This is a genomic window from Candidatus Pristimantibacillus lignocellulolyticus, assembly GCA_023639215.1.
GTDB classification, from domain to species: domain Bacteria; phylum Bacillota; class Bacilli; order Paenibacillales; family Paenibacillaceae; genus Pristimantibacillus; species Pristimantibacillus lignocellulolyticus.
On the sequence record CP097899.1, the window covers coordinates 2,630,807 to 2,644,450 of the forward strand.

The window sequence follows — 13,644 nt, forward strand, 5'->3', positions numbered from 1 at the left end:
ACTTCAGGAGGGATTTCAATGAGTTTAGAAAAATTTCATGGGATTATACCAGCGTTTTATGCTTGCTATGATGACGAAGGTAATATCTCGGAAACTCGTACGAAAGCGTTATGCGATTATTTGTATGAAAAGCAAGTTCAAGGTGTTTATGTAGGGGGAAGTTCTGGGGAATGTATTTATCAAAATTTGGATGAACGTAAAGCAGTACTCTCTTATGTAGCGGATAACTTGAAAGGAAAAATGACGCTCATCGCTCATGTTGGAGCACCTTCTACGAGAGATAGTATTGAATTGGCAAAGCATGCAGCAGAACTGGGATATGATGCATTATCTGCAATCCCTCCGATCTACTTCAAGCTACCAGACAATGCTGTATATAAATACTGGAGTGCCATTATTGATGCAACTCCGCTAGATTTCATCATCTATAATATTCCTCAAACTACAGGTTACACGTTAACACCTGCATTGTTTGAGAAGCTTCTAATGAATAAGAAAGTTATTGGTGTTAAAAACTCCTCAATGCCAACGATGGATATTGAACGTTTCAAAAAAGTTGGTGGAGACGATGTGGTTGTATTTAACGGACCAGATGAACAGTATGTTGCGGGTAGACTAATGGGTGCCGATGCTGGTATTGGTGGAACTTATGGAGCAATGCCTGAACTATTCTTATTAGCTAATCAATTTGTTCAACAAGGAAAATTTGAAGAAGCGAAAAGAATGCAAAGTGATATTAACGACATCATTATTGCTTTATGTTCACAACAAGGTTCAATGTACGCGGTTATTAAAGAGGTTTTGAATAGACGTGGAGTTAATGTTGGTAGTGTTAGAGGTCCACTTGAAGGTATAACAAATGATGATATGGCTTCAATTGATGGCATTATTACAATGATTGATGAAACGATCGAACGTTACACTAATTAATTCTAATGAGGAGACAATAAGTACAAGTCTCATCATCTATGAAATATGTTGCTTGAACAAGAAAGTAGATAGTTGTCAGCAAATGACTTTATATAAGGTCAATCTACAGATAATTAAATAGAGGGGTAGATATTAGATGAAAAGAAAACGCTTCCTAACTACTATTATTGCTCTAATCATGTTAACTACAATGCTTGCGGGATGTTCGGGTAACAACAATTCAGGAACTAATACTGGTGGAGACACCTCAGGTAAGAAAGAAAAAGTGGAGCTAAAAGTTTGGCTGACACCTCAATGGAAAGGCGTTTTGGATGCCTCGGAATCTGGTGCGGACTATGATAGCTTTATGAAATATGCAGCTGAGAAATTTACAAAACAATATGACAAATATGATGTAAAAGTGAATGTAGAAGTTATTGCTGGCGATCAACGAGATCAGTTACTCAACGTAAACTTGAGTAGTAGTACTCCTCCAGATGTATTTTTTGAAAGCGTTTTTGCAATGGGCGACTATGTTCACCGTGGCGCAATGGTACCACTTACGGACATTGTAGATGAAGCGGCTAAGTCAGATATTGCTCAAAGCTATTGGGACGCAGTAACTTTTGGAGATGATGTTTATTTCTATCCGTTCCAGCATAATCCAGGTACGTTAGTATATAACGCGGATATGCTGAAAGCAGCTGGCTTAGAAAAATATATCGGTGGCGAAAATGATATTCAGACCTGGACTCTAGCAGAATACGAAGAGATACTAGAAGGTCTAAAAAATAATTTACCTAAAGACAAATATTCAAATGCTTATCCAATGGCGTTATACGCTATGAATACTCAAGGCGATACATGGAACCTTGCTTACATGAGAATGTTTGGCAATACGTTCTTCGATGAAGAAGGTAATGTTGTGCTTGACGATGCTAATGGCGTTAAAGCTGCCTCTTGGTTGAAAAAAATTAAAGATGCAGGATACACGAATCCTGGTCCTGAATCAGTATCTTCTAACGATGTTAATGGTATGTTCCAAAATCAACAGTTAGCTATTAGTTTTACGAACCCGGTATTGTTCAATAATATTAAGGCTGATATGGCAAGTGGCAAAACGAATAAATTCGATATTCGTCTAGCTAACGTACCATCTGAAAGTGGAGATCCACTATCGTTTACCTATGTAGTCGGTGCAAGTGTATTCCAGTCTAACGATGAGAAAAGAGTAGAAGTAGCTAAAGAATTCGTTAAATTCTTCTCGTCTGATCCTGAATTAGTGAAATCATCTAAAAATAGTATTCCAGTAAGAAGTTCTGTAGTTGAAGAGTTCAAAAACGATAATCCATTATTTGCAGCTTATGATGCTAACTCGCAATACTTATTCAACTTCACTGGTAACGTTCCAGGATATAGTCAATTAAGAGAAGTACTATATCCAGAATTGCAAGCACTGTATATTGGTTCAAAAACAGCGGAGCAAGCTGTGAAGGATTATCAAGAAAAAGGAAACAATGTGATTCAAAGCAATAAAGCAAGCTCAATTATCTATCAAAAGTAAATCAACTAACCATGATCGATTATTAGTCTTGAGATCAATATGATCTCAAGACTGGTAATTAGAAAGGAACGAGATATGAAACTGCGTAATCAATCCATTAAAGAAAGTCTTACCGGCTATTTGTTTATCTCGCCTCAAATGTTGATTTTTCTAGTTTTCTTGGTCTATCCGATATTTGAAGGCATAAGGCTCAGCCTGTATCAGATCAATTATACGAGCGAGAAGTTTGTTGGACTGGATAATTACGTCACGTTATTTAATGATCCTATATTCTTCAAAGCACTACTCAATACCGTTGTTTTTGTAGTATTTATTGTTGTCCTTACAGTAGGTTTTGCACTTTTCGTGTCATCTGCTGTATTCGACAAAAATGCAAAGTATGTTTCATTTATTAGAGGTAGTTATTATGTGCCCGTAATGGTATCAATGGTAGTCATGAGTATGGTTTGGAGCTTTTTATTGAATCCTGCTAACGGTTTAATTTCTTATTTTTCTCAAGAAATGAACCTTGGTACAGTCAATCTACTTGGGAAAACAACAACGGTTTTGCCGGTTATTATATTCGTAACATTTGCAACTAATGTTGGGCAAGCCATTATTCTTTATATCGCAGCAATGGTTGGTGTGCCTAAAGATTTGTTTGAGGCAGCAGAAGTGGATGGAGCAAACAGATGGCATGTCATTACAAAAATACTCATTCCTTCAGTAAGTTCAACTACCATTTATATTGCTATTATTAACATCATTGCAGTTTTGAAAATCTTCGTCGTTATTCAACTATTAACGGGCGGCGGACCAAACAATGCCTCTGTAACATTAATGTACTATTTATATAATAACGCATTCAAATATAATCAACTCGGTGTAGCTTCGGCTGTTGGGGTTATTATGTTCCTAATTACGTTATTGTTATCAGTACCTCAGTTACGAGCTTTGATTAAAGATATGTAAAGTGAGGGATAATCAGCATGTCACACGATAATAGCAACAAGAAGAAAAAAATGGAGCTGTTTGATGTTGTAACGAATGTGGTCGTGACCCTCTTCGCGATTATTAACTTGTTTCCATTATATTGGCTGATTACAAGCTCCCTTAAAAATAGTTCGGATGTTGTCAAAATGCCGCCAGACTGGTTGCCAACGACCATTACGTTCTCAAATTATATGGATGTATTCCAAAGTCAACCTGCAGCAAGATGGGCATTTAATAGTGTATTAGTATCTGGAGTAACTACAATTCTAGTTATTGCAGTAGGAGCAATGGCGGCATATGCATTCTCCAAAATTAATTTCAAAGGCAAAAATATAATATTTATTATCTTTATATCGAGTTTAATGATTCCTAAAGAAATTATGATCGTACCATTGTTCCGAATCATCCAAGATTTTGGAATGGTAAATAGCTATCAAGGGATGATATGGCCTAACGTAGCTACTGCATTTGGTGTCTTCCTCTTAAAAGGTTTTTTTGATGCAACGCCTAATGCATTGAGAGAAGCATCTAGAATTGATGGTGCCGGAGAATGGAGAACCTTCCTTCAAATTATGCTACCAATTATAAAGCCAGGTATCGGAGCATTATTTATATTGAACTTTGTTCAAGTATGGAATGATTACTTGTGGCAATTAGTCATTGGACAAGAGAAAAATATGAAAACGTTAATGGTAGGTACTGCGACATTGATGCAAGACCTTAATCCAAACTTTGCTTATAAAATGGCGGGAGCTACTGTTGCCGCAATTCCAATGCTTATTATTTTCTTATTATTCCAAAAGTACTTCACTCAAGGAATGACTGCTGGAGCAGTCAAGGAGTAAGAGAAAAAATAATTAAATGTGGAGTGGAAACCAATGAACATGAAAAGAAACGTACTAGAAAATATAAACAAAAAGTTAATCGTTTCTTGTCAAGCATTACCTAATGAGCCTTTGCATAGTCCTTTTATTATGGGTAGAATGGCATATGCAGCATTTTTAGGAGGAGCGTCAGGAATTCGAGCTAACAGTGTTGTAGATATAAAGGAAATTAAAACGACTGTTAATTTACCAATGATCGGTATAATTAAAGAGGTTTATGGTGAATGCCCTGTATTTATCACACCAACCATTAAAGAAGTCGATGAGCTTTATAGAGAAGGTGTAGACATTATCGCAATGGATGCTACTAATCGAATTAGACCTGATGGTTCTACTATTACTGAACTATTCCCTATCATTAGAGACAAGTACAAAGATCAACTTTTTATGGCGGATTGCTCCACATATGAGGAAGCAGTCACAGCTGTTGAACTAGGATTTGATATTGTAGGTACTACGTTAAGTGGGTATACGGAAGAAACGAAGGGAAATGCTCTTCCTGATTTTGATTTGGTTGAGAAGCTAGTTAATAATTTATCTGTTCCAGTTATAGCAGAAGGCGGAATTTCGACCCCCGAACAATTAAAACGATTATTTGACCTAGGAATCCATACAGCCGTGGTTGGATCTGCCATTACGAGACCTATGGATATTACTAAAAGATTTGCTAAGGTCATTGATTAGACGATGGGTATGAAAATATTAGCGGCTGATATAGGCGGAACAAAAACGAAAATGGGCATTTGCGATGAACAGGGAAATATTCATCAATTTATTGAATACTCAACCGAAGCGCAATTGGGCGGACCCCATCTCATGGAAAAACTTATTCTGAAGATAAAAGAGTACGAAGATTTTGATGCTATTGCTATTAGCACAGCTGGACAAGTGAATGCAGAGGAAGGATACATTTCCTATGCGAATGCTAATATTCCTGATTACACTGGAATGAAAATTAGGGAGATCCTTGAAAATGTATTTCATAAACCTGTAAAGGTAGAGAACGATGTCAATGCTGCTGCACTGGGTGAAACTCACTTTGGTGCAGCTTCATCGTATAATGATTTTATTTGTTTAACCTTCGGTACTGGCATTGGTGGCTCGATCGTAATCAATCGTCAAATCTATCGAGGAGCTAATGGGTCGGCGGCCGAGTTCGGTCATATTTTCACTCATTCACTATCTCGAACTGGTGATAATGTGAGACAATCCTATTATGAATCTTTTGCCTCGACGACAGCATTAGTTCGTATGGCGAATGAAGTTGATCCGGAAGTTGTAGACGGAAAAGTTTTTTTTGATAAAATAGGAATAGGTAATGAACAACTCGATCAAATTCTTGAATGCTGGATAACTGAAGTTTCTTCGGGACTTGCATCACTCATCCATATTTTTAATCCCGCTGCTATTATTGTAGGGGGTGGAGTAATGGAGCGCGAGACATTAGTTGAATTAGTTGAAAAGCAAACAAAAGATTTGATAATGGCAAGCTTTGCGAATGTGAAAATTCTCAAGGCTTCCCTTGGGAACAAAGCTGGTCTGTTAGGCGCAGCTTCATTATTTTTACGTTGAACGTATGAAATAAACGGAGGTGATCGGGTGCGCGCAATGAATATATTTACTACAATCCATTCAAAGTATAATAATCTGACCAAGTCAGAAGTAAAAGTTGCTGACTATATTCTCGATAATGCAAAAGAGGTTGTATATATGTCAATTACTGACCTCGCAGATGCTTGCAATGTAGGAGAATCTAGTATATTTAGATTTTGTAAATCATTAAGTTATAAGGGATATCAAGATTTTAAGATTGCCCTTGCACACAGCATCACTGCAGAGAATGAGATTCCACAACTAACAGATAAGATTTTAATGAATGATACTTTGGGTCAAGTGGCCTCTAAAGTGCTGTCATCAAACATAAGTGCATTGAACGAAACTTATAATTTAATAGATCACAAAAAAATGGAACAAGCGATTGATTATTTTGTTCAGGCAGAAAAAGTTGTTTTTTTTGGAGTAGGTTCTTCATTAATGACGGCAATGGAAGCAAAAATTAAATTTATGCGTATCACTAACAAAACAGAATGTACAATTGACTCTCACCTTCAGATGATGTCCGCAGCTTTGATGACAAAGCGAGATGTAGCTGTAATTATCTCTTACTCGGGTTCGACAAAGGATACGATTGAAGTGGCGATGAAGGCAAAAGAATCTGGAGCGACCGTCATCTCAATAACAAGATTCGAGAAGTCACCACTTACCTCCTATTCCGACCTCACGTTGCTATGTGGCGCAAATGAAGGGCCTCTACAGAGCGGTTCTTTATCAGCGAAGATTTCACAGCTATATTTACTGGACGTATTGTATATTGAATATTTTAAGAGAACATATGAGCAGTCGATAGCAAATAAGGGGCAAACAGCCGAATCAGTAACCGTCAAATTACTTTAATCTATTGTGACGTTTGCAATGCTTCTATATTATAGCGAGATATTCGATATTGGAGGAATAGATTATGATTCTAGGAAGTATGTCATCATGGGATTTTCAAAGTAAATATGAGAATAAAGTCATCGTGCGCGCAATGGAGGAACTTCAAAGAATACTAAAAGATAATCCTCCTCTAGGACGCACTGAGATTAATGGAGATCTTATGTATGTATCCATTATGGAATTCCATGCTAAATCATCTGAAGATCATCTTGCTGAGAAGCATGAAAGCTATATTGATCTGCAATATTTGATTGAAGGTGAAGAGACCATTGGTTACTTTTCACTAAGCGATGGTATTATGGCAGCTAAAGACTATGATAGCGAACAGGATTATGCACTGTATGCACCTGCATCAGATGAAATCTTACTTCATCTTAAGCCTGGTATGTTCGCTATATTTTTCCCGAACGATATTCATAGACCTGGTATGGGACAAGCAGGGACAATTAAAAAAGCGGTAGTTAAAATTCATGTGGATTTATTAAAATTATAAAATGAAATAAGTTTTGTAGTTATTATAAGAAGATACTGATCGATACATGTTCAGAAAAAGACAAAGTGCAGAATTGGGGACTTAACCCAGTTCTATTGATTGCACTTTGTCTTTTTCTATCTAAAGGGACGATAAATTCATTAATTGTGTAACTAGAACTGTTCACTTTCCATTACGTTTCAGTACTTTTTCAACCTTTTGCAGATGAGACATCATAAGCTTACTAGCAAGCAATTGATCTTGAGCAATGATTGCATTACTAATCGCCTGATGCTCATTCAGCAGTAACGTATTAGAAGATTTATCTTCGAAAAACCATAGTTGTCTTGTTTTTCCCATCGTTTCGGTAAGTTTACTCGTTAGTGAGCTCATTAATGTATTGAGCAGTTCGTTATGTGACGCAGCTGCAATGGCAAGATGAAAATCAATATCTGCTTGCTCACTCATTTGTGTATCATCAAGTTCTACAGCTTGCTGCATCGTCGATATAATATGTTGTAACCGAGTTATATCAGCATCATTACGATGTTCCGCAGCTAATGAAGCTGAACCACTTTCAAGCCAAATACGAACTTCCAATATTTCTTTTATATTCTCGGCTCCCTCAAAAGGATCGCGTGAGTTACTTTGTAGTGTAGGAAGTACCTTACTTACAAATGTGCCGCCGCCATGTTTCACATCTATCCATCCCATTGCTTTTAGTGCACTAATCGCTTCGCGAATCGTCGAGCGACCTACTCCGAAGGAGGTGCTTAAGTCTACAACAGACGGTAATTTTTGACCGGGTTGCAAACTGCCATCCTCTATTTGTGAAAGGATTACACGTTGAACAATTTCATGTCCCTTTTCTGCTTCGACCTTTATCGGTTGCATAGCTTTCCTCCAAAAAAATATTGTATTGACTATACTGTACAACGTAATTAAGCTATAATCAACACAAAGTCATCAGATGACCTGTCTACTTTACAATTAGGGGGATTGTTCAATGTTGAATGAAGTTTTAGCCAAACAATTACGAGAAATTGTCGGAGAAAAGTATTTTAGAACGGATCAAGAGGCATTAGTTGCTCATTCCTATGATGGTACGCCCATGCTACAAGCATTACCTGATGGAGTTATCTATCCAGAAACGACAGAGCAAGTGTGTGAAATTATGAAAATTGCAAGCGCTTCTCTTATTCCTATTATTACTAGAGGTTCAGGCTCCAATCTTTGTGGTGGTACTACACCACTGCAGGGTGGAATCGTTATGGTTATGCATCGTATGAACAAAATTCTTGAAATAGATATGGAAAACTTAACAGCAACGGTTCAGCCAGGTGCTATTACCGGAAAGTTTATTGCTCATGTTGAAGGCATGGGACTTTTCTACCCACCAGACCCTAGTAGTATGAAAATCTCAACAATAGGTGGCAATATAGCGGAGTGCTCAGGTGGACTACGAGGACTAAAGTATGGTACGACAAAGGACTATGTACTAGGATTGACTGCTGTATTGCCTAATGGTTCTGTTATTCATACAGGTGGGAAACTTACGAAAGATGTTGCCGGTTACGACTTGACGAAGTTGCTCGTTGGCTCCGAGGGGACATTAGCGGTTATTACTGAAGCTATTCTAAAGCTCATTCCACAGCCAAAAACGAAAAAAACGATGATTGCTATGTATAAAGATATTTATGGTGCAGCCCGTACTGTTTCTAAAATTATTAAGGGGCAGATTATTCCGGCCACATTAGAAATATTGGACAATACGACGATTCGTGTCGTAGATGATTTCGCTAAAATTGGTTTGCCACTAGATATGGCAGCGATACTAATTATTGAACAAGACGGCGAGCCAGAAATGGTCGAGCGTGATATTGATACAATCTTTAACATTTGCAAAGAAGAGCAGGCTGATCGTATTGAGATTGCCGCTACTCGAGAAGAAGCTGAAAAGCTATTAACTGCAAGGCGCAGTGCATTTACAGCTCTTGCCCGCTTGCGTCCGACGACAATACTTGAAGATGCTACTGTGCCACGCTCCAAAATTGCCGACATGATACTGCGCACAAATGCTATTGCACAAAAGCATAATGTAAATATTGCTACGTTTGGACATGCGGGAGATGGAAATCTACATCCTACTGCAACGACAGATGCCAGAGATCATGAAGAAGTACATCGCGTTGAAGAAGCATTTGCTGAAATTTTTGAAGCTGCGATTGAGTTAGGCGGAACAATTACAGGTGAACATGGTGTCGGTGTTGTAAAAGCACCTTATTTGGAATGGAAAGTTGGAGCTGCTGGGATTGAAGTAATGAAAGGAATTAAAGTAGCATTCGATCCGCTTAACATACTCAATCCTGGTAAAGTTTTTGCAAAGGAAACGAAGAAGAGAGTGGTGATACAACATGGCTAGTACTCTAGGTAAACCTACAATCGAACATACGAACCCTCTAGCACGCACATTGTTGGAAAAGCTTGATTATGATCAGCTTACAAATTGTATGCGCTGTGGCTTCTGCTTACCAGCTTGTCCAACTTTTAAGGAAACAGGTATGGAACCAGCATCACCACGCGGGAGAATTGCGCTGATGAAGGCAGCAGTGGATGGACTAATGGTTCCAGATCAACAATTTGAGGATCAGATGAACTTATGCTTAGGCTGCCGTGCATGTGAACCAGCATGTCCTGCTGACGTTAAGTACGGTCAATTAATTGAGCAAACGAAAGAAGCGATAGAAGAGCATGCAAAACATTCATTGCCTGTAAAAGTTATGCGAAAAACAATATTCAGAACGCTATTCCCGAAACGTGGCGCAATGAAATTGCTTGGTGGGTCACTTGCGTTCTATCAGAAGTCAGGACTGCAAAAGGTCGCTAAATCTACTGGAATGATGAAGCTATTTCCAGATCATCTAGCAGAAATGGAAGGGATTTTGCCACCAGCTAGCTCAAAAGGTGTAGTAGAGAGACTTGGAGAGTTTTACCCAGCCAAAGGTGAAGCAATTGCTAAAGTTGCGATGTTCCGTGGCTGTATTATGGATGTCATGTTTGCTAATACGAATGTCAATACAGTAGAACTGTTATCAGCTGCTGGTTTTGATGTATACATTCCAAAGAGTCAAGTATGCTGTGGTGCCCTTCATGCACATAGTGGTGAAATGAATGATGCTCGAGAGCTTGCTGCAGTTAATATTGACACGTTTAAGTCGCTTAATGTCGATTATATTGTATCGAATGCAGGTGGATGCGGAGCAATATTAGTGGAATATGATCATCTGATGAAGGATGATCAGAAGTATAGCGAGAATGCAGCATGGTTTGCTTCTCGTGTTATTGATGTAAGCACATTAGTTGTGGAAAAAGGACGTATTCCAAGATTCGATCAGAAGATAGCAAGTAGCGATCAACAGAAGGTCAAGGTGACTTATCAGGACTCATGTCATTTGCGTAATGTCATGAAGGGATCTAGTGCTCCTCGTACGTTGATGAAGCAGATAGAAAATGCAGAATATATCGAAATGGTCGAATCAGATAGCTGCTGTGGCTCGGCAGGAGTATATAATGTTGTACAGCCTGAAATGGCAGGAACAATATTAGAACATAAAATGGAATATGCTAACCAAACGGCAGCTAGCTATATGTTAACGAGTAATCCCGGTTGTTTATTACAGATGAAGCTTGGTATTGAAAAGCACAAGCCAGAGCAACCGATGACCGCGATGCATATTGTTGACTTTTTGCATGAACGAATGATATTCTCGAAATAGCTATAAAATTACAATTTATGTTATATGTTATTATAGTTGAAATAGGTAATAGATTTTGCTTATTATATGACTATGAATAAAAGTACCTCTATGGGGTCAATAAAAACTAGAGTAGGTAGATTATGAGTCTAAATGACAATATACTAATTAAAATTCGTGAGATGAGAGATAGTCTTACGCCTGTAGAAAGACTGGTTGGAGATTATATTTTGGAGAACACGGAGGAAATTCCTCACCTCTCGATTAAGGAGCTAGCTCAAGGTAGTAAAACGAGCGATGCATCTGTCCTCAGATTTTGTAAAACAATGGGGTATAGTGGATATCGCAATTTTATTGTGAGTATATCGGCTTCTTTAGGCTCTCGTGATGAGGATCCCAAAGCTCAATATACAGATATTCAGCCGGGTGATGATCTATCGACAATTATTTCAAACATCTCTTTGAACAATTGTAAGTCTATTGAAGATACCCTTAGTGTTATTGACCGCAAAGAAATTGCCCGTGCTGTAGACTTATTGTGTCACAGTAAGCGTATCGTATTTTTTGGTGCGGGTGCTTCAGGATTAATTTGCATGGATGGAGAACAGAAGTTTACCCGGATTAATAAGATGTGTCATGCTTACACAGATAGTCATAGTCAGCTTACTGCAGCAACGCTACTTGAGAAGGACGATGTAGCTATTTTCATCTCCAATTCGGGTGCAACAATTGAAATTATTGATGCTCTAGAGATTGCTCTTAAAAACAAAGCGAAGTGTATTGCAATTACTAAATATAATAAAAGTGTCCTCGCTGAACGAGCAGATATTGTATTAAGTATTTCTACTCCTGAGATTACAATTCGAAGCGGTGCTATGGGATCACGTATTGCGATGCTTACAATTATAGATATATTGTTTGCTGGCGTTGCAAGTGCAGAATACGAGCATGTTAAAAAGTATCTAACGAAAACACATAATATATTAACGAATAAACTTAGATATTAATTAAATATTCTAGGTGTTTTAATAGGGATATGCCAAAAGTAGTTTTTTAACTAACTTTTGGCATATCCCTTTTTTATAAGCATTTTAGTGTTGTGGAATTAATTGGATAGCAATGATGTCCGTTTTATTGGTACAGTTTATATAAAGATGATTAGGTGATGTCAGCTTATCTCTATTTTGAAAACGTTTAATTTGACAGTGATGATGTAAAAATTAATGGGAAATTTGGAAGAGAAATTAAAATTAACACACAAAAAATAGATGAAAATTTTAGAAATTGATATGTTATTTTGAAAATCAAGTGATCCAATCGATACAGTAGTGACAATTATGACGTTAAATTAAGATGTTATATATATGCTCTAAAATATTAATTATGCCTGTCTAACACAAGCGGACTACTGCGTATTTACAACTATAAAAACGGTTTAATAAATAATTTTAAAAACCTATTGTAAGCGCTTCACAAATTATGTATAATAACTTTTGAAAGGGATGAAATAAAACATCAGAATATTAATACAAGTTGAAATTTTATTTCAAAAACTATTGACGAGATAAAAATGATGTATTAATATGTGTCTATAAGGTATGTGAATAAAACTAACATTCCTCGTAATTAATATGTCACATTTAACTAGCATGAGGAGGATGACTATGAATGACTACCTTGCGGGATTGACAACAGAAGCGGTTAATCCAGAGACATTCATAATTGATGAATGTACTACGGAGCAAATGGTACAGCTAATGAATCAACAAGATGCTCTGGTGCCCGCAGCTGTAGCCAAAGAAATTCCGTACATTGCAAAGGCGGTAGATATTCTACATCATAAATTATCTAATGATGGCAGAATGTTTTACATAGGAGCAGGTACTTCGGGGAGATTAGGTGTATTAGATGCCTCCGAATGTCCTCCTACCTTTGGTACTGACCCACTCTTGGTTCAGGGGTATATCGCAGGCGGTGATATTGCGCTGCGAAAAGCTGTTGAAGGGTGCGAAGACGATGCTGAAGAAGGTATCGCTTTAATCGAAAGTATTGGAATAACAGAAAAGGATGCAGTAATCGGCATCTCGGCGAGTGGCAGTGCGAACTTTGTAATTGCCGCGTTGACGAGGGCGAAGGAACTTGGAGCAGCAACGATTGGTGTTTGTAACAATAAGGATTCCAAGTTTGAACCGATCGTCGATGTTTGTATCTCACCTGTTGTTGGAGCAGAAGCTATTAGTGGCTCAACTCGATTAAAGGCTGGTACTGCTCAGAAGCTAGTGCTTAATATGCTAACCACATGTACGATGGTCAAATTAGGGAAAACTTATAATAACCTAATGGTTGACCTGAAGGCTAGCAACATTAAGTTAGTAGATCGTTCTGTTCGTATCATTATGAGAACAACTGATGTAGATTCATCAACCGCCACAGAAGTACTTGAAAAGGCATCTATGAATTGTAAGTTAGCAATAATGATGATTAAGACGGGGTTAGATGCACTCGAAGCAGAGAAAGCGCTCAATGAAAATGGAGGCCGCTTAAAACAAGCAATCACATCATTAGCGTATGGTAAGTGAAGTAAGTAGTTAG

Annotated in this window: 13 protein-coding genes; 12 read left to right on the top strand and 1 reads right to left on the bottom strand. The window is 37.8% G+C overall.

Annotated features, from left to right (window positions below; translation table 11 throughout):
• The first annotated feature begins 18 nt into the window (after positions 1 to 18).
• The 8 genes from NAG76_11050 to NAG76_11085 all read left to right on the top strand — a co-directional run bounded on the left by NAG76_11050 (position 19) and on the right by NAG76_11085 (position 7,318).
• Positions 19 to 930: a dihydrodipicolinate synthase family protein gene (locus tag NAG76_11050; GenBank protein ID URN96722.1), complete on the top strand. Its 912-nt coding sequence runs from the start codon at positions 19 to 21 to the stop codon at positions 928 to 930.
• A 136-nt stretch (positions 931 to 1,066) separates the two neighbouring features.
• Entirely contained in the window at positions 1,067 to 2,473 is a 1,407-nt protein-coding gene (locus NAG76_11055) for an extracellular solute-binding protein (protein ID URN96723.1), read from the top strand.
• 75 nt (positions 2,474 to 2,548) lie between these two features.
• Positions 2,549 to 3,424, top strand: coding sequence for a sugar ABC transporter permease (locus NAG76_11060; protein ID URN96724.1), 876 nt, complete (start codon positions 2,549 to 2,551; stop codon positions 3,422 to 3,424).
• Between the two features lie 17 nt (positions 3,425 to 3,441).
• Positions 3,442 to 4,290 (top strand): carbohydrate ABC transporter permease, encoded by an 849-nt coding sequence (locus tag NAG76_11065; protein ID URN96725.1) that lies wholly within the window; start codon positions 3,442 to 3,444, stop codon positions 4,288 to 4,290.
• 33 nt (positions 4,291 to 4,323) lie between these two features.
• Positions 4,324 to 5,013, top strand: coding sequence for an N-acetylmannosamine-6-phosphate 2-epimerase (locus NAG76_11070; GenBank protein ID URN92442.1), 690 nt, complete (start codon positions 4,324 to 4,326; stop codon positions 5,011 to 5,013).
• Between the two features lie 9 nt (positions 5,014 to 5,022).
• Positions 5,023 to 5,901, top strand: coding sequence for an ROK family protein (locus NAG76_11075; protein URN92443.1), 879 nt, complete (start codon positions 5,023 to 5,025; stop codon positions 5,899 to 5,901).
• Between the two features lie 27 nt (positions 5,902 to 5,928).
• Positions 5,929 to 6,783 carry a MurR/RpiR family transcriptional regulator gene (locus NAG76_11080; protein URN92444.1) on the top strand — a complete coding sequence of 285 codons (855 nt, stop codon included), beginning with the start codon at positions 5,929 to 5,931 and terminating at the stop codon, positions 6,781 to 6,783.
• Between the two features lie 64 nt (positions 6,784 to 6,847).
• Positions 6,848 to 7,318: a YhcH/YjgK/YiaL family protein gene (locus NAG76_11085; protein URN92445.1), complete on the top strand. Its 471-nt coding sequence runs from the start codon at positions 6,848 to 6,850 to the stop codon at positions 7,316 to 7,318.
• Positions 7,319 to 7,480: 162 nt separating this feature from the next.
• On the opposite strand, the gene NAG76_11090 is transcribed toward NAG76_11085, so the two are convergent.
• Positions 7,481 to 8,191, bottom strand: a complete 711-nt coding sequence (locus NAG76_11090; GenBank protein ID URN92446.1) for a FadR family transcriptional regulator — start codon at positions 8,189 to 8,191, stop codon at positions 7,481 to 7,483.
• Positions 8,192 to 8,303: 112 nt separating this feature from the next.
• On the opposite strand from NAG76_11090, the gene NAG76_11095 reads away from it, so the two are divergent.
• From NAG76_11095 to murQ, 4 genes are all read left to right on the top strand, one after another.
• On the top strand, positions 8,304 to 9,719 hold the full coding sequence (locus tag NAG76_11095; GenBank protein ID URN92447.1) for an FAD-binding protein: 1,416 nt from the start codon (positions 8,304 to 8,306) through the stop codon (positions 9,717 to 9,719).
• The gene (locus NAG76_11100; GenBank protein ID URN92448.1) at positions 9,712 to 11,073 is read left to right on the top strand and encodes a (Fe-S)-binding protein; all 1,362 of its coding nucleotides are present in this window, start codon (positions 9,712 to 9,714) and stop codon (positions 11,071 to 11,073) included. Before NAG76_11095 ends, NAG76_11100 begins: the two co-directional genes overlap by 8 nt.
• A 122-nt stretch (positions 11,074 to 11,195) precedes the next feature.
• Positions 11,196 to 12,059, top strand: coding sequence for a MurR/RpiR family transcriptional regulator (locus NAG76_11105; protein URN92449.1), 864 nt, complete (start codon positions 11,196 to 11,198; stop codon positions 12,057 to 12,059).
• A 657-nt stretch (positions 12,060 to 12,716) separates the two neighbouring features.
• The gene (gene murQ / locus NAG76_11110) at positions 12,717 to 13,631 is read left to right on the top strand and encodes an N-acetylmuramic acid 6-phosphate etherase (protein ID URN92450.1); all 915 of its coding nucleotides are present in this window, start codon (positions 12,717 to 12,719) and stop codon (positions 13,629 to 13,631) included.
• Positions 13,632 to 13,644: the final 13 nt, after the last annotated feature.